This window comes from Enhydrobacter sp. (genome assembly GCF_030246845.1).
Taxonomy (GTDB): domain Bacteria; phylum Pseudomonadota; class Alphaproteobacteria; order Reyranellales; family Reyranellaceae; genus Reyranella.
The window spans coordinates 5,336,214-5,353,072 of record NZ_CP126889.1 but is presented as its reverse complement, the minus strand read 5'-3'; the positions used below and the strand labels follow the sequence as shown (position 1 = coordinate 5,353,072).

At 68.0% G+C, this 16,859-nt stretch carries 14 protein-coding genes; 3 read left to right on the top strand and 11 right to left on the bottom strand.

Annotated features, from left to right (window positions below; genetic code table 11):
• Positions 1–3: 3 nt before the first annotated feature.
• Positions 4–981, top strand: a complete 978-nt coding sequence (locus tag OJF58_RS26590) for a peptidoglycan-binding domain-containing protein (protein WP_300780910.1) — start codon at positions 4–6, stop codon at positions 979–981.
• Positions 982–997: 16 nt separating this feature from the next.
• Here OJF58_RS26590 and rfbB read toward each other — a convergent pair whose 3' ends face one another.
• The 8 genes from rfbB to OJF58_RS26550 all read right to left on the bottom strand — a co-directional run bounded on the left by rfbB (position 998) and on the right by OJF58_RS26550 (position 10,994).
• Positions 998–2,053, bottom strand: coding sequence for a dTDP-glucose 4,6-dehydratase (rfbB, locus tag OJF58_RS26585; protein ID WP_300780909.1), 1,056 nt, complete (start codon positions 2,051–2,053; stop codon positions 998–1,000).
• Positions 2,054–2,356: 303 nt separating this feature from the next.
• Positions 2,357–3,127, bottom strand: coding sequence for an amino acid ABC transporter ATP-binding protein (locus tag OJF58_RS26580; protein ID WP_300780908.1), 771 nt, complete (start codon positions 3,125–3,127; stop codon positions 2,357–2,359).
• Positions 3,128–4,408 (bottom strand): amino acid ABC transporter permease, encoded by a 1,281-nt coding sequence (locus tag OJF58_RS26575; protein ID WP_300780907.1) that lies wholly within the window; start codon positions 4,406–4,408, stop codon positions 3,128–3,130.
• Between the two features lie 2 nt (positions 4,409–4,410).
• Positions 4,411–5,598 carry an amino acid ABC transporter permease gene (locus OJF58_RS26570; RefSeq protein ID WP_300780906.1) on the bottom strand — a complete coding sequence of 396 codons (1,188 nt, stop codon included), beginning with the start codon at positions 5,596–5,598 and terminating at the stop codon, positions 4,411–4,413.
• Between the two features lie 111 nt (positions 5,599–5,709).
• On the bottom strand, positions 5,710–6,693 hold the full coding sequence (locus tag OJF58_RS26565; protein WP_300785409.1) for an amino acid ABC transporter substrate-binding protein: 984 nt from the start codon (positions 6,691–6,693) through the stop codon (positions 5,710–5,712).
• Positions 6,694–6,919: 226 nt separating this feature from the next.
• Entirely contained in the window at positions 6,920–7,951 is a 1,032-nt protein-coding gene (locus tag OJF58_RS26560) for an amino acid ABC transporter substrate-binding protein (protein WP_300780905.1), read from the bottom strand.
• A gap of 145 nt (positions 7,952–8,096) precedes the next feature.
• A complete protein-coding gene (locus OJF58_RS26555; protein ID WP_300780904.1) occupies positions 8,097–9,335 on the bottom strand; it encodes a M23 family metallopeptidase in 1,239 nt (412 codons plus the stop codon).
• 198 nt (positions 9,336–9,533) lie between these two features.
• Positions 9,534–10,994, bottom strand: coding sequence for a CoA-binding protein (locus OJF58_RS26550; protein ID WP_300780903.1), 1,461 nt, complete (start codon positions 10,992–10,994; stop codon positions 9,534–9,536).
• 38 nt (positions 10,995–11,032) lie between these two features.
• Between OJF58_RS26550 and OJF58_RS26545 the strand changes: the two genes are divergently transcribed.
• Entirely contained in the window at positions 11,033–11,914 is an 882-nt protein-coding gene (locus OJF58_RS26545) for a pirin family protein (RefSeq protein ID WP_300780902.1), read from the top strand.
• A 141-nt stretch (positions 11,915–12,055) separates the two neighbouring features.
• Here the strand turns inward: OJF58_RS26545 and OJF58_RS26540 are convergent, their stop codons facing one another.
• Complete coding sequence (locus tag OJF58_RS26540; protein ID WP_300780901.1) at positions 12,056–13,624, bottom strand: ABC transporter substrate-binding protein; 1,569 nt, start codon at positions 13,622–13,624, stop codon at positions 12,056–12,058.
• Positions 13,625–13,700: 76 nt separating this feature from the next.
• Positions 13,701–14,561 (bottom strand): alpha/beta hydrolase, encoded by an 861-nt coding sequence (locus OJF58_RS26535; protein WP_300780900.1) that lies wholly within the window; start codon positions 14,559–14,561, stop codon positions 13,701–13,703.
• Positions 14,562–14,687: 126 nt separating this feature from the next.
• Here OJF58_RS26535 and OJF58_RS26530 point away from each other — a divergent pair, with 126 nt between their 5' ends.
• Positions 14,688–16,061, top strand: a complete 1,374-nt coding sequence (locus OJF58_RS26530) for an IS1380 family transposase (RefSeq protein WP_300778536.1) — start codon at positions 14,688–14,690, stop codon at positions 16,059–16,061.
• A gap of 141 nt (positions 16,062–16,202) precedes the next feature.
• Here OJF58_RS26530 and OJF58_RS26525 read toward each other — a convergent pair whose 3' ends face one another.
• On the bottom strand, positions 16,203–16,766 hold the full coding sequence (locus OJF58_RS26525) for a hypothetical protein (RefSeq protein WP_300780899.1): 564 nt from the start codon (positions 16,764–16,766) through the stop codon (positions 16,203–16,205).
• Between the last annotated feature and the right edge of the window lie 93 nt (positions 16,767–16,859).

Below are 16,859 nucleotides of genomic sequence, written 5' to 3'. Positions count from 1 at the left end.
GGCGTGCCTCGTCCGGACGGCCCGTCGCCTGCCGTCGAGAGGGATCGCGACAAGAAGCCCGCGCGCAGAGCTTCCGGCGCCGGCGCCGTGACCGGCCTTCTCGGCATCGTCTGCGCGTTGCTCGGTGTCCTTTCCGCGCCGTCGCTGTTCCTGCCGCTGGCCGTCGCCTTTTCCGCCTTCGCCCTCCTGCGCAGCCTCGCAGTGCTGAGCGTCGCCGGCACGATCGCCGCGACCCTGTCCTGCGTTTTCACGGTCGTGGGCCTGGTGCTGTTCCCGTGGGAGACGGAGGACGGGGGAAGGGCGGCAGCGGCTTCGAGTGCGGTTCCAGCGGTGAACGCCCCGCAAGGCGCTCCTGTTCTTCCTGCGCCGCCCGCGGCGGCGCCTTCCGCGACGACCGGTATGCTCTCCATGCCGCCGGTGGAGGCGCCGTCGCCGCCGCCGGCGGCGGCAAAGCCCGAGACGGCCCCTCCGGCCAAGCCGCCGGCGGCGGCCGGGCCCGAGGCGGCGCCTCCGGCCAAGCCGCCGGACGAGGCCAAGCCCGGGCCTGCGCCTGCTCCCGCGCCGGCCTCTTCCTCGTCGTCATCGTCCTCGGCCACGCCGAGTGAAAGCCCGCCGGCGCCCCGGCTCGAGAATGCCCTGCCCGAGCCGCCGCCGCCGGCCGCCGCCGTGGTGCCCGATAGGCCCGCGACGCCCCCCGAGACCGAACAGCCCAACGAGCAGCCCCAGACCGCCAAGGCGGTCGCGCCGCCGCCCTGGCCGGAAAGCCGAACCGAACAGACCAAGGCGATCCAGATCCTGTTGCGCGATCTCGACTTCTACCACGGCACGACCAACGGCACGTTCGGGCCGGCCACGCGGGCGGCGATCTGCCTTTACCTCGTCACCTACGACGAGAAGGGCGAGTGCGAGCCCACCAAGGCGCTGTACGAGTCGCTGCTGAAGCGCCGCGCCAACGCCAACGTCGGGACCATGCCGCGCTGACGCGGTCGAAGGCGATTCATGCCCTGAGTCCCAGCCGCTCGCCGCGATAGGCGCCGCTCAGCACGCGCTCCCACCAGCCGCGGTTGTCGAGATACCAGCGCACGGTGTCGCGCAGGCCCTGCTCGAAATCGCGACGCGGCCGCCAGCCCAGCTCGTTCCTGATCTTGGTGGCGTCGATCGCATAGCGCGCGTCGTGGCCGGGCCGGTCGGTGACGAACTCGATCAGCCTCTCGTGCGGCCGGTTGCGGCTGTTGGGCATGAGCTCGTCGAGCGCCGCGCAGATCGCCCGCACCACGTCGAGGTTCCGCCGCTCGCTGTCGCCGCCGACATTGTAGGTCTCGCCCGGCCGGCCGTTCTGCAGCACGAGCGTCAGCGCCTCGGCGTGATCCTCGACATGCAGCCAGTCGCGCACGTTCTCGCCCTTGCCGTAGACCGGCAGGCGGTCACCGCGCAGCGCCCGGATGATGCAGAGCGGGATCAGCTTCTCCGGGAAATGATAGGGGCCGTAGTTGTTCGAGCAGTTCGTGGTCAGCGTCGGCAGCCCGTACGTGTGGTGCCAGGCGCGCACGAGGTGGTCGGAGGCGGCCTTGCTGGCGGCGTAGGGCGAGTTGGGCCGATAGGGCGTCTCCTCGGTGAACTTTCCGGTCGGGCCCAGCGAGCCGAACACCTCGTCGGTCGAGATGTGCTGGAAGCGGAAGCGCTCGCGCGCCGCGCCGTCGAGCCCGCGCCAGTAGTCGAGCGCGGCCTCCAGCAGCACGCAGGTGCCGGCGACATTGGTCTCGATGAACGGCGAGGGACCGTCGATCGAGCGGTCGACATGGCTTTCGGCCGCGAGGTGCAGCACGGCGTCCGGCCGAACGCCGCGGAAAATCTCCTTCAGCGCGTCGCCGTCGCGGATATCGACCCGGTAGTGGCGATGGCGGCTGCTGGCGCCCGCCTCGGCGAGCGACTCGAGATTGCCGGCATAGGTGAGCTTGTCGACGTTGGCGACCGACCAGTCGGTGGTGCGGATCACGTGCCGCACGACCGCCGAGCCGATGAACCCGGCCCCGCCGGTGATGAGGAGCTTCATGTGCCAGTCTTATGTCAAAGGAGCGCGCCACTCCAGATGGACCGCGCGCATCTTGCGCACTCATGAGCGGGCTGGAAGCCCGCGGCCCAAAGAGCGCCACTGGAGCTCGCCACCGGCGAGGCCGACCCTCAGGGATGAACCGGGATAGGCCCGATCCGGCACCTCCTCATCCTGAGGAGGCCGCGCAGCGGCCGTCTCGAAGGATGGGCGACAGATTGGTGCTCGTTGCCACTCTTCGAGACGCATCGCTGCGCGATGCTCCTCAGGGTGAGGCCCGTTTCTTGTTAGTGGCGCGCTCCCTGATCAATGATGCAGGATCTGGCCCAGGAAGGTCTTGGTGCGCTCGTTGCGGGGGTGGGCGAAGAACTCCTCGGGTTCGTTCTGCTCGACGATCTCGCCCCGGTCCATGAAGATCACGCGGTCGGCGACGGCGCGCGCGAAGCCCATCTCGTGGGTGACGCAGAGCATGGTCATGCCTTCCTTCGCCAGCTCGATCATGACGTCGAGCACCTCCTTCACCATCTCCGGGTCGAGCGCCGAGGTCGGCTCGTCGAACAGCATGATCTTGGGCCGCATGCAGAGCGCGCGCGCGATCGCCACGCGCTGCTGCTGGCCGCCCGAGAGCTGGCCGGGATACTTGTTCGCCTGCTCGGGAATGCGCACCCGGTTGAGCAGGCTCATGGCGATCTCCTCGGCCTCCTTCTTGGGCATCTTCTTCACCCAGATCGGCGCCAGGGTGAGGTTGTCGAGGATGGTGAGGTGCGGGAAGAGGTTGAACGACTGGAACACCATGCCGACGTCGCGCCGGATCGCCTCGATGTTCTTGACGTCGTTGGAGAGGGTGACGCCGTGCACGATGATATCGCCACGCTGATGCTCCTCCAGGCGGTTGATGCAGCGGATCAGCGTCGACTTGCCGGAGCCCGACGGGCCGCAGATCACGATCCGCTCGCCCTGCTTCACATCGAGGTTGATGTTGGAGAGCACGTGGAACTGCCCGAACCACTTGTTCACGCCCTTGAGCTGGATGACCGACGGTGCGTGGGAGAGATCGTGCTTGGCGGTGGCGGCCATCTAGCGTCGCGTCCCCTTGTTGAGCTCGACCTCGAGATACTTGGAGTAGCGCGACATCGAGAAGCAGAAGCAGAAATAGACGAAGGCGGCGAACAGGTAGACCTCGCTCGGGAAGCCCGCCCAGTTGGGATCGACCAGCGCCTGGTTGGCCGCGTTCAGGAAGTCGAAGATGCCGATGATCAGCACCAGCGAGGTGTCCTTGAAGAAGCCGATGAAGGTGTTGATGAGCGGCGGGATCACCACCCGCAGCGCCTGCGGCAGGATGATGAGCGTGGTCTTCTGGAAATAGTTGAGCCCCATCGCGTCGGCCGCCTCGAACTGCCCCTTGGGCAGCGCCTGCAGGCCGCCGCGGATGACCTCGGCGATATAGGCGCCCGCGAACAGGATCACCGCGATCAGCGCGCGCAGGAACTTGTCGATGTTCATGCCCGAGGGCAGGAACAGCGGCAGCATCACCGACGCCATGATCAGCAGGCTGATCAGCGGCACGCCGCGGATCAGCTCGATGAAGCCCACGCACAGGCCCTTGATCAGCGGCAGGTCGGAGCGCCGGCCGAGCGCCAGCAGGACGCCGTAGGGGAAGGCGAACAGGAGACCGTAGGTGGCGAGGATCAGCGTCACCGGCAGGCCGCCCCACAGGCTGGTCTCGACATAGTCGAAGGGCGCGATGGCGAGGCTCCAGGGCGGCAGGATGCCCACGAGGCGCAGCACGATGCCGACCGCGCCGATGGCGGCGAGCGTCCGCCAGCCGGCGATCTCCGGCGGCTGGGCGACGGTGCCGCGCAGCAGCATGCCCAACCCGCCGACCGCCAGCGCCGCGAACAGGATCAGGCCGAGCGGAATATGGATCTGGCCGAACATCAGCAGGAAGGTCAGGAAGCTGCCGATGCCCCAGATCCAGAGCAGCCGCGTGTTCCACATCCGCCGGTCGGCGCTCGACACCAGCATCGCCAGCATGACCATCACCGCCAGCAGCGGCCGCCATTGCTGCTGGTAGGGAAAGGTGCCGAAGAAGATGAAGCGGTACTTCTCGTGGATCAGCGCCCAGCAGGCGCCGTGGCCGCGGCAGGCCTGGCCGGTCGGCGCGGTCCAGACCGCGTTCACCACCGCCCAGTCGAGGAACGACGACAGCAGCCAGAAGATCAGCAACAGCAGCACGACGGTCGTGACGGCGTTGCCCCAGCTCGAGAACAGGTTCTTGCGCAGCCATCCCATCGCGCCGCCCTCGGCAGCGGGAGGCGGGAGCTGCCGGCGCTCGCCGGCGGGCAGGGCGTCGGTCATGCTCAGCGCTCCCGCAGCGCGATGCGCTTGTTGTACCAGTTCATGAAGGCGGAGATGCCGAGGCTCACGGTCAGGTAGGCCGCCATGATGATCAGCACGTTCTCGATCGCCTGGCCGGTCTGGTTGATGGTGACGTTCACCGCCGCGACCAGGTCGGGGTAGCCGATGGCGATGGCGAGCGAGCTGTTCTTGGTGATGCTGAGATACTGGCTCGTCATCGGCGGGATGATGACCCGCAGCGCCTGCGGCAGCAGCACCAGCCGCATCGACTGGCCGCGCGACAGGCCGAGGGCCGCCGCGGCCTCGCCCTGCCCTCTGTTGATGGCGAGGATGCCCGAGCGCACGATCTCGGCGACGAAAGCCGAGGTATAGACCACGAGCCCGAACAGGAGCGCGGTGAACTCGGGCTGGATCACCGAGCCGCCCTGGAAGTTGAAGCCCTTGACCACGGGCCAGCTCATTTCGTGCGGCGCGCCGCCCAGCAGCCAGACCACGAGCGGCAGACCGATCACGAGCGCGATGCCGGTGCGGATCGCGGGGAAGGGCAGGCCGGTCGCGTCCTGGCGCTTCCTCGCCCAGCGCTTCACCGCGACGGCGGCGGCGACGCCGACCAGCAGCGCCAGCCCCATCCAGGCATGGATCGGGTTCGGGACCGGAACCGGAAAATAGAGACCGCGGTTGCTGAGGAACAGCGTGCCGAGCACGCTGATCGCCTGGCGCGGTCCGGGAAAGGATTCGCTGATGATCTTGTAGAACAGGAACAGCCAGAGCAGCAGCGGCACGTTGCGGAAGCACTCGACGTACCATTCGCAGATCTTGGCCAGCAGCCAGTTCGGCGACAGGCGCCCGATGCCGATCAGCGTTCCGAGGATGGTGCACAGGACGATGCCGAGGACGGAGACCTTCAGCGTGTTCAGCATGCCGACCAGGATCGCCCGCGCGTAGGTATCGGCGGGCGAGTAGGGGATCATCGTATCGCCGATCTGGAAGCCCGCCTCGTGGTGGAGATAGTCGTAGCCGCTGGCGATCTTCTGCCGCGCGAGGTTGTCCAGGGTGTTGCTGACGAGGAACCAGGCCAGCAGCCCGACGAGGCCCACCACAACGATCTGGAAAATCCAGCCGCGCACGACCGGATCGTTCCAGGGGGCCACTTTGGGACGTGTCGACGAGCCGAGCGTCTCGACCGCCATGCCGCTACTCTCCCTGCCTGATGCGGTTCGGCCGCATGTCGGTTGTTGCCGGCAGTGTAGGAGGGAATTGCACCGTTGCAACCCGCCAAAAGCACTGCCGGCGCCGCAAGCTCAGCGGATCGGCATGGCGTACTGCAGGCCGCCGTCCTTCCAGAGGGCGTTCAGCCCGCGCTTGATCTTGAGCGGCGAGCCCGAGCCGATGTTGCGCTCGAAGCTCTCGCCGTAGTTTCCGACCTGCTTGATGATGTTGTAGGCCCACTTCTCGTCGACGCCCAGCGCCTTGCCCATGCCGGGGGTGACACCCAGCAGGCGCTTGATGGTCGGGTTGTTGCTCTTCAGCATCTCGTCGACGTTCTTGGAGGTGATGCCGTCCTCCTCGGCCTCGACCATGGCGTACTGGCTCCAGCGGATGATGTCGCCGAACTGGTTGTCGCCGTGACGGAAGGCCGGGGCCAGCGGCTCCTTGGAGATGATCTCGGGCAGGACCACGAAGTCGTCCGGCGTCAGCGGCGGCGGCGGGTTGGCTGCGCGAGTCGCATAGAGGCTCGAGGTGTCGTTGGTGTAGACGTCGCAGCGGCCGGCGAAGAAGGCGGCGCGGACCTCGTTCACCTTCTCGATCACCACCGGCTTGAAGGTCATCTTGTTGGCGCGGAAGTAGTCGGCGAGGTTGAGCTCGGTGGTGGTGCCGGGCGCCACGCAGACCGTCGCGCCGTTCAGCTCCTTGGCGCTCTTCACACCGAGCTTCTTGTTCACCAGGAAACCCTGGCCGTCGTAGTAGGTGACGGCGCCGAAATCGAGGCCGAGCGCGGTGTCGCGCGTCAGCGTCCAGGTCGTGTTGTTCGACAGCATGTCGACCTCGCCCGATTGCAGCGCGGTGAAGCGCTGCTGCGAGGAAAGCGGCACGTACTTCACCTTCTCCGAATCGCCGAACAGCGCCGCCGCGACCGCCCGGCACACATCGACATCGAGCCCCTCCCATTTGCCCTGGCTGTTGGCCAGCGCGAAACCGGCGGTGCCCTCCATCACGCCGCAGACGAGCTGGCCGCGCGCCTTGACGGTGTCGAGGTCCTTGCCGGCCCAGGCCGTGCCGGCCATCGACAGCAGGGCGATCCCGATGGCGATCGCATTTGCAAGCTTGCTCATGATAGCTGCCTCTCCCGTTTTCATTGACCGGCAAGTGTCTCTCCGAAGGGCCGAGCAGGCAACAGGCCAAAGCAAAGCCGCCGCCCCTTTTTCGAGGGCGGCGGCTGTTCGGCGGACCGCGGGCTTCCAGTCCGCTCGCGAGCGCGCAAGATGCGCGCGGTCCAAATGACTTCACATCCTACCGGATGGGCATGGCGTACTGCAGGCCGCCGTCCTTCCAGAGCGCGTTCAGCCCGCGCTTGATCTTGAGCGGCGAGCCCATGCCGACATTGCGCTCGAAGCTCTCGCCGTAGTTCCCGACCTGCTTGATGATGTTGTAGGCCCACTTCTCGTCGACGCCCAGCGCCTTGCCCATGCCCGGCGTCACGCCCAGCAGGCGCTTGATGCCGGGATTGTTGCTCTTCAGCATCTCGTCGACGTTCTTGGAGGTGATGCCGTCCTCCTCGGCCTCGATCATGGCGTACTGGCTCCAGCGCACGATGTCGCCGAACTGGTTGTCGCCGTGGCGGAAGGCCGGGGCCAGCGGCTCCTTGGAGATGATCTCGGGCAGGACCACGAAGTCGTCCGGCGTCAGCGGCGCCGGCACGTTGGAGGCGCGGGTCGAGTAGAGCCCCGAGGCGTCGGTCGTGAAGACGTCACAGCGGCCGGAGAAGAAGGCCGAGCGGATCTGGTCGAGCTTGTCGATCACCACCGGCTTGAAGTTCATCTTGTTGGCGCGGAAGTAGTCGGCGAGGTTGAGCTCGGTGGTGGTGCCGGGCTGGACGCAGACCGTGGCGCCGTCCAGCTCCTTGGCGCTCTTCACACCGAGCTTCTTGTTCACCATGAAGCCCTGGCCGTCGTAGTAGGTGACGGCGCCGAAATCGAGGCCGAGCGCGGTATCGCGCGTCAGCGTCCAGGTCGTGTTGCGCGACAGGAGGTCGACCTCGCCGGACTGGACGGCCGTGAAGCGCTGCTCGGCCGAGAGCGGCACGTACTTCACCTTCTCGGAATCGCCGAACAGCGTCGCCGCTATGGCGCGGCAGACGTCGACGTCGATGCCGGTCCACTTGCCCTGGCTGTCGGGGGCCGAGAAGCCCGCCACGCCTGTGCTGACGCCGCAGATGAGCTGGCCGCGCGCCTTGGCGGCATCGAGGTCCTTGCCGGCCCAGGCCGTGCCGGCAGCGCCGAGAAACGCCGCGGCGGCGCCGACGGCGATCATCTTCTTGAGCATGTCTTCTTTCCCTATGGTTGTCCTTGGCTCGGCCCGTTCCCCTGGAAGGTCCGTTCAAGAACGAAGACGCCATTGGTAGGCGATCACCTGCTGGGGCGCAACGGCCGGTGGCGATGCCGCAGCCGGCGGCTGCGCGCCTTCCGGCCTAGAGGCGGCCGGGGCTGGGCGGCGGTGTGAACGGGTTGCGGCTCCAGAACGAGGCGTGCTCCGTCCTGGGCTTCTGGGCAATCGCGGCGTCGCGCACGTCCTGCTGCCACTTGCGATAGGCCACGAGGTCGTTGGCGGTGAGCAGGTCGTCCTTGGTCGAGAGGTAGCGCTCGGGGTCGACGAACCGGCCATCCACGATCGCCGAGAAGTGCAGGTGCGGCCCGGTCGCGCGTCCGGTCGCGCCGACATAGCCGATCACCTCGCCCTTGTGCACCACGGTCCCGGGGGCGATGCCCGGCGCGATGCGCGACATGTGGGCATAGAGCGTCTCGAAATGCTCGGAATGGCTGATCTTCACCGTCCGGCCGTAGTTGTAATACCAGTCGGCGTGGTTCACGACGCCGTCGGCCGCCGCATAGATCGGATCGCCGACATGACCCTCGAAATCGATTCCGTTGTGGAAGGCGTGGCTGGTGATGCGGCCGTAGTAACGGCGCGTCCCGAAGGGCGAGGAGATGCGGGCGCCGGGCTTCGGCTCGGTGAGCGCGGCGCCGCCGAGACGCCGGCCGTGCTCGTCGAACCAGCCTTCGGGCTCGTCCGGCGGGGCGAACCACCAGAAGGAATGCTTGCCCTTGCCCTCGCCGATGCTGGCGTAGATCACGCGCGAGGAGCCGTCGGCGGTCTGCGCTTGCAGCATCTCGACCTTGGCCTTGCTCGGCGAGAAGCCGGCAAAGGCCTTGGTCAGGTCCTTGAACAGCGGCTGGTTGGCGCCGCCCGGCATGGAGTTGAAGGCGGCGGCCGCGCTGTCGGCCTTGACGTAGGTGATGGTGCCCGGCACGACGGCGCGGGCGGCGGCGCTCGGCACGGCGGTGGGCGCGCTCAGCGTACGCTCGGTCTCGGTGCCGGCGACGCTGGGCGTGGTGGTGACCTTGGCGGTGTCCGTGGCGGCGGCGTTCGCCTTGTACTCCGAGAGCCACTTCTTGTTGAGCTCGTCGGCCTGATTGTCGGTGGGAGAGGCCTTGGTGTCGGCCGTGGACTTGGCGGCGGGCTTGGCTGATCTGGCGGTTGGCTTGGTGATGCGGTGATGGACCGGTTTCTTGGCGGCGGTGGCGACCTGGGCCATCGAGACCGCGGGTGCCGTGACCTGGAGGAGGGAGATTGTCAGGGCTGCGGCTGCCAGGGCACGCATCGTCCTCCACCGGTCGGCGCGCTTCGCGCGCGTCGTCGTGATCGCCATCGGCCTCTCCCGTTCATTGATCCAACTTTACGCCCTGAGGCCAACGGCGCACTAACCGGCTCCCCTGCCGGTGCCCCCGCTTGCCGCCTCGCGCGCGATACTGGCCACGAAAAAATCTCAAGTCCAACAAAAAGTTGCAAAAATGCAACACCCGTGCGGATCCGCGCTAAGAGACTGAATAGAAAGGATATTTCTGATCTAGGCTCGTTTCCGATCGCGAAAAAATATAGTGGGCAGAATGTCGCCGCGGGCCATGCGACGAAGAGACGGGTAGCGCGCCAGCAACCCGGCGGCCTCGGCCATCTCCTCGACATCGTTGAACATCGGCACCCCGGCACGCTCCATTTTGGCGAACCATTCGGCCTGATCGGGCAGCGTGCCCATCATGCTGTGCATCAGTGGCAGAGGGGCCTTCGGCGCGAGCTCGGCCAGTCGGTCGATCACCGGTCCGGCCTCCACCATGAAGGGCACGACATGGATCATCAGCACCATGTCGTAGTGGCTGGCGGCATGGCTCATCGTCGCCTCGAAGGCGAGGCCGAACCGGTCCTCGCGGGCATCGGCCAGAAGATCGATCGGATTGGCGACGGAGGCCTCGCCCGGCAGCCGCTGGCGCAGCACCTCGGCCATCGGTTTGGGCAGCGGCGCGAGCTCGAGGCCTTCGAGCGCCGCGCGGTCGGTGCAGATCACGCCGGGGCCGCCGGAATTGGACAGGATGAGCGCGCGTTTTCCCAGGCCTCGCGGAAAGCGGCCGAACGCCTTGGCGGCGATCAGCAGCCGGCGCAGGCTGTCGACCCGCACGATGCCGCAGGACGCACAGAAGGCCTCGATCGCGGCCTCCTCGTTGGCCACCGCGCCGGTATGGGCCGCCGCGGCGCGACCGCCGATCTCGGTCCGTCCGCCGAACAGCGCGATCACCGGCTTCGTCGCCGCGACCTTGCGCGCGACGGCGCGGAAACGCTCGTGATCCTCGATCGATTCGACATAGAGCAGGGCGGCGCCGATCTCGGGCCGCTCGCCCAGCCAGGCGAGATAGTCCTCGACGCCGAGATGCACCGCGTTGCCGACCGACACGACGCTGGCGAGCGGCAGGCCGCGCGCGTTGGCCTTGTCGATGAATTCCTCGGCGAGCGCGCCCGACTGCGAGATGAAGGCAAGCCCGTTGCCTGCTCCGGCCGCCGCGCCGGGCGGCAGGTCGCGCAGGAAGGTCGCGGCGAAGCGCCAGGCGGGATCGAAATGGATGATGCCGGCGCAGTTGGGGCCGGCGATGGCGAGGCCGCGCGCCGCCGCGAGTTCGAGGAGCGCCTCGTTGCGCGCGACGCCCGCGGGCCCCGCCTCGGCGAAGCCGCCCGGCAGGATCAGGAGGTTGCGGATGCCGCGGTCGGCCGCTTCGCCCGCGGCCTCGACGATGGCGTCGGGCCGGATCACGATCACGGCGAGATCGACGGGCGGATCGATGGCGGCGATCGAGGTCACCGACTCGTAGCCGAAGATCGCGCCGCCCCTGGGATTGACCGGCACCACGCGTCCGCCATAACCGGCACGGCGCAGCATCTGCATCACGGCGCCGCCCGAGGAGGTCGGCCGCTCGCCCGCCCCGACGACGGCGATGCTGCGTGGGGCGAAGAAGGGCGAGAGATCGCGGATCGGTGCGGACATGACGCGCCGTTGCAGCACAGGCGGGAAGGGAGGACAAGATGGCCGATCCGATCGAGCTTCTGATCCAGGGCCGCGCGCACGAGCTCACGCCGGGCTTTCCGGTGCGCCGCGTGCTGCCGAGCACGAAGCGTCGCACGGTCGGGCCCTTCATCTTCCTCGACCATTTCGGCCCGCTCGATGTGCCGCCGGGCGGCGACGGCATGGAGGTGCGGCCGCATCCGCATATCGGCCTCGCCACCGTCACCTACCTGTTCGAGGGCGGCATCTTCCATCGCGACAGCCTGGGACATGCCCAGGCGATCCGGCCAGGCGACGTCAACTGGATGACCGCCGGCAGCGGCATCGCCCACAGCGAGCGCACCGAGCCCGGGATGCGGCAGAGCGGCTTTCGCATGCATGGCATCCAGACCTGGGTAGCGCTGCCGAAAGCGCACGAGGAGACGGCGCCCAGCTTCGAGCACGTGCCGGTGTCGCGGTTGCCGGCCTGGCAGGACGGGAAGGCCGCGCTGCGCCTGATCGTCGGCAGCTATGCCGGCCGCACCGCGCCCACCGCCCATTTCTCGCCGATCTTCTACGTCGCGGCCGAAGTGCCGGCCGCCGCCGCCCTTGCAGTGACTCCGGAGCATGCCGAGCGTGCGGTCTACGTCGCGGCGGGCACGGCCATGATCGGCGACCGCCAGCTCGGCGTCGGCGATCTCGCGATCCTGGCAGCCGGCAGGGCGACCGATGCGATCGCCGGCATGGATGGCGCCAGGCTGATGCTGCTGGGCGGGACGGCGCTCGACGGGCCGCGCCACATCTGGTGGAACTTCGTCTCCTCGTCGAAGGAGCGCATCGAGCGCGCCAAGGCCGACTGGAAGGACGGCCGCTTCGCCAGGGTCCCCGGCGACCCCGAATTCATCCCCCTGCCGGAGCGCTGACCTTTCCTGGCATCGTCGAATTGATGTGTCATCCCGAGCGCAGCGAGCGACGGATCCTTCGCAGCTCCGATTGAAGATCCCTCGCCTCCGGCTCGGGATGACACCGTCTTCTGCAACCGGCCCTTTCGCGAAGGACAGCGCTCAAGCCTTCTCCACGTTCCAGAACACGGTGACGGGGGAGGGGATGTTGCCCTTGACGCCCTTGCGTCTCGCCATGGGCTGGACGTACTGGCCGAGCGGCACGGTGACGCCGAGATCCATCACCCGCTTCTGCACCGCCTCGGCGATCTGGCGCTGCTTCGCCGGATCGGTCTGGTGCAGGAACTCCTGCCGCAGCTTCTCGATCTCGGCGTCGGTCGGCCAGCCGAACTGGGCGCGGTCGCCGGTCGTTTCGGTGTAGTGGTTGACGATCGGGTCGGCGAGCAGCACCGCCGAGGCCGCCGTCATGGCGATGTTCCAGCCGCCTTCGCTCGGCGCGGTCTTCTTGGCGCGCCGCGCCACCAGCGTCTGCCAGTCCATCGACTGCATGTCGACCTTGAAGCCGCCGCGCTCCAGCAGGCCCTTGGCGACCGGCGCGAGGTTGGTCAGCACGGCCAGGTCGGTCGATTGTAGCAGCACGATCGGCGTGCCGTCGTAGCCCGCTTCCTTCAGGAGCTTCCTCGAGCCCTCGAAGTCGCCCTGCAGGATGCCGTCCATGCCGGCCGCATTCTCGAACGGCGTGCCGCAGCCGAACATCGCCCTGCAGACTTTATAGTAGCGCGGGTCGCCGATCACCGCCTTCAGGAAGTCGTCCTGCCGCAGCGCGAGCTCGGCGGCGCGGCGGATGCGCAGGTCGCTGGTCGGCGGCTGCTTCCAGTTGAAGCGCAGGAGGTAGGTGTTGCCGAGCGTGTCTGGGATGACGATCTCGATGTCGCGATCCTTCTCCAGCACCGGCAGCAGGTCGTGGCTCGGCGCCTCGATCATGTCGATCTCGCCCGAGATCAGCGCGTTGATCGCCGTCTGCATGTCGGCGATGGAGAGCCATTCGACGCGCTCGAGCTTCGCGACCTTGCCGCCCGCCAGCCCCGACGGCGGCTCGGCGCGCGGCACGTAGTCGGGATTGCGTACATAGACGACCTTCTCGCCGGGCTTCCATTCGTCGCGCTTGAAGACGAAGGGGCCGCAGCCCGTCGTGTCGGAGATCTGCTGATTGACCGGCGTCTCGGCCACGCGCCCGGGCATGACGAACAGCGGCACCGAGGCGGGCTTGGCGAGCGCCTTCAGGATCAGGCTGAACGGCTCCTTGAGCGCGATCCTGAAGGTTCGCTCGTCGGGCGCGGTCATCTCCTTCATGGCCTTGGCCAGCAGGCCGCCCACCGCATCCTTGTCCATCCAGCGCTTGAGGGAGGGCAGGACGTCGGCCGAGGTCACCGGCGGGCCGTCGTTCCACTTGAGGCGGTCGCGCAGCCTGAACGTCCAGACCAGGCCGTCGTCGCTCGTCGTCCAGCTCTCGACCATCTGCGGCCGGGGCTCGAGCTTGCCGTCGAGCGCGAACAGCGTGTCGTAGATCATGTAGCCGTGGTTGCGGACGATGTAGGCCGTGGTCCAGATCGGATCGATGATCTTGAGATCCGAATGCATCACCACGCGCAGCGTCCTGGCCGGCGTCTGCGCGAAGGCCTTGCTTGCCAGCAACGCGGCCGGCGCTGCGAGAAACGAACGACGCTGCATGCCTCGCCTCCCCTGGGAACCCGACCAGTGTAGCCGTGTCATCCCGAGCGGAGCGAGGGATCCTTCACGACGCCGACTAAAGATCCCTCGCTCGCGCTCGGGATGACCCCGTGCGCAAGAACGACTCGACCAGATCGTTGAACGTTGCCGCCTGCTCGAAATAGGGCGAGTGGCCGCAGTCGGGCAGGATGTGGGCCTCGGCGCACGGCAGGCGTGCCGCGATCGCCCTGGCGAGGAAGGCGGGGAACACGACGTCGTCGGCGCCGCCGATCAGCAGCGTCGGGACCTTGAAGTCCGCGAGGTCGGCGAGCGTGCGGGTCGCGGTGCGCCGCAGCCCGGCGCGCAGCGCCTCCTTGTCGAGCACCCCGGCCATCTCGTCGATGCTTCGGTAGAGAAGATGCAGCGCCGGGAAGCGCTCCGCCGCTCTTGCGCCCATGGCGGGATGGATATCTCTGCTGCGACCGTCGGCGATCGCCGCTTCGGCCTTCCGGGACCAGGCGTCGTATTCCGCGCCGCCCGACGGATCGCAGCCGCGCCGGTCGAGCGTGCCCGAGGTCGAGCTCAGCACCAGCGCCGTCACGCGCGCGGGGTGGGCGATCGCGTATTCCAGCATCGTCCAGCCGCCCATCGACTGGCCGACCAGCCGCACGTCGTCGAGCTTCAGATGCTCGATCAGCGCCGCAAGGTCGCCGGCATAGTCGGCCGGGTCCGGCCCGCCAGCGATAGAGTCGGACGGCGCGAAGCCGCGATGGGCGAAGGTCACGCAGGTGTAGCGGGGGGCGAAGTGCGCGACCTGCTGCCACCAGCTCAGATGGTTGCCGCCGAGACCGTGGGCGAAGAGGAGCGCCGGCCCGCTGCCGGTGACTTCATAATAAAGCGTGCCGAACGGCCGCTTCAGCCGGCCGGTGGTGCGCTCGGGCGCGCGATAGGAAGCCATGTGCGTCCTCTTCAGAAGAGGACCAGCCTAGCCCGGATATCTCAAAGGAGAGAGGTGCATCGGAGGGCTGACTCTGAGAAAGTTGTTTTGCGACAACGACTTTATCCGAGAAAGGAAGCCGCTCCGATGCCGACAGAGTGTATTGCGGATTTGTTTGGATTTGCACCTGTTGAAAGGCGGGCGGTGGTTGCGTCGTTCGACGGCGGGTCGATCACACCGGACGCCGGCGGGCTGTTGCTGGGAGCGACGGATCGGGCGCTCGGACTGATCGATCGGTTAGCCGGCTGCTTTAGGGACTTTCGAGACCCGTCGCTGGTCGAGCACGCGGTGCGGACGCTGGTGGGGCAGCGGGTGTACGGGCTGGCGCTGGGCTACGAGGACCTCAACGACCACGACCATCTGCGCCACGATCGGCTGTTTGCGGTGCTGGCGGGCAAGCTCACGGCGCGCCGCCGGGACTGCGCGCCGGTGGCCGGCAAGAGCACGCTGAACCGGCTGGAACTGAGCGGGCCTGGGCGCTCGCTGTACCACAAGATCGACCACGACCCGGCGGCGATCGAGCGGCTGTTCGTGGCGGTGTTTGTGGAGGCGCACAAGCGGGCGCCGTCGCAGATCGTGCTCGACCTGGACGCCACCGACGATCCGCTGCACGGTGAGCAGGAGGGGCGGTTTTTCCACGGCTACTACGACGGCTATTGCTACCTGCCGCTCTACATCTTCTGCGGCCGTCATCTGCTGGCGGCCAAGCTGCGACGCTCCAACATCGATGCCTCGGCGGGGGCGGCGGAGGAGGTGGCGCGGATCGTGGCGCAGCTCCGCCGACACTGGCCACGGGTGCAAATCCTGCTGCGGGCCGATTCGGGCTTCGCTCGCGAGTCGCTGATGGCCTGGTGCGAGGCCAACGGGGTGGACTACCTCTTCGGCCTGGCGCGCAACGTTCGGCTGGCGGGCGAGATCGAGGCCGAGTTGGCGGCCGCCCAGGCCGAAAGCCGGCGGACCGGTCGGCCGGCCCGCCGCTTCAAGGACTTCCTGTGGTCGACGCGCGACAGCTGGAGCAGCAGGCGACGGGTCATCGCCAAGGCGGAATGGACGCACGGCGAGGCCAACCCGCGCTTCGTGGTGACCTCGCTGAAGGGCGGCAAGGCCCGGGCGATCTACGAGAAGCTGTACTGCGCGCGCGGCGACATGGAGAACCGCCTCAAGGAGTGCCAGGGCGAGCTGTTCGCCGACCGTACCTCGGCCGCCACCATGTGCGCCAACCAGCTGCGCCTGTGGTTTGCCTCGATGGCTTATGTGCTGCTCTGCGCCTTGCGCCGCATCGGGCTCAGGCACACCCGCTTCGCCCAGGCGAGCTGCGGCTCGATCCGCCTGGCGCTGCTCAAGATCGGGGCGCTGATCACCATCAGCGTGCGACGCATCAGGCTCGCCATGGCCTCGGCCTGGCCCAACCAGCGCTCCTTCAAGCAGGCCTGGATCTCACTCGCTGCCGCCGCCCGCTGACGACCCAGACAGCGCATAGGCCACATTCGCCCAGATAGCGTCGCAGCCCGCGGCGTGTTGCCGCTCGCCCGCGTTCACGCCCGCTCCCTCTTCGCCGCATCCACGCGGGCCACCATCTTCGACTGCCCGCCGATCATGACGTCAGAGATGATGGTTTGAGAAATCCGGGCTAGAGCCCACGACGCCCAACGGCCAGCGGCCCGCGGCGAACAGGTGGAACTTGCTTTCGAACGGCGGGCTCTCGTTTCCGGCGAGCCGCGCGAGCGCGAGCTGGTGGACGGCCTGCGCCGCAGCGCCGGCTGCGACATGGATCGAAGCCGGTGCGGCGCTGCCCATACGCGCGGCGGCCGCGGCGGCCTTGCCATGCACGAGGTCGCCGGCTTCGGTCGTGAGCTCGGTCAGCGCCGTCCACAGCGCGCGTTCGGGGAAGCGTGCTTCGGCCTCGGCGAGCAGCGCCTTGCGCAAGGCGTCCTCGCGATCCCACCAGTCGGAGGGGCCGGGCGTCTTCAGCAGCCATTCGGCAGAGGGCCAGTCGTGCACCCGGTCGACGGCAAGCCGCCCCAGCCCGAGCGCTTCGGCATAGGCAACCGCGTCCGCCCGATCGCCGTCGGTCAGCGGCTCGCCCAGCGCCGCGAACCACGACGCCGCTTTCACTTCCGTGCGGAAGGAGTCGAGCACGGCGCGCGGAAGAGGAGCGACGCTCATGGCTGGGAGCAATCCCGTGGTCGGAGAGATACCGCTTCATCCATTCCGGTGTCATCCCGAGCGTAGCGAGGGATCTTTCGCGGTGCCGATCAA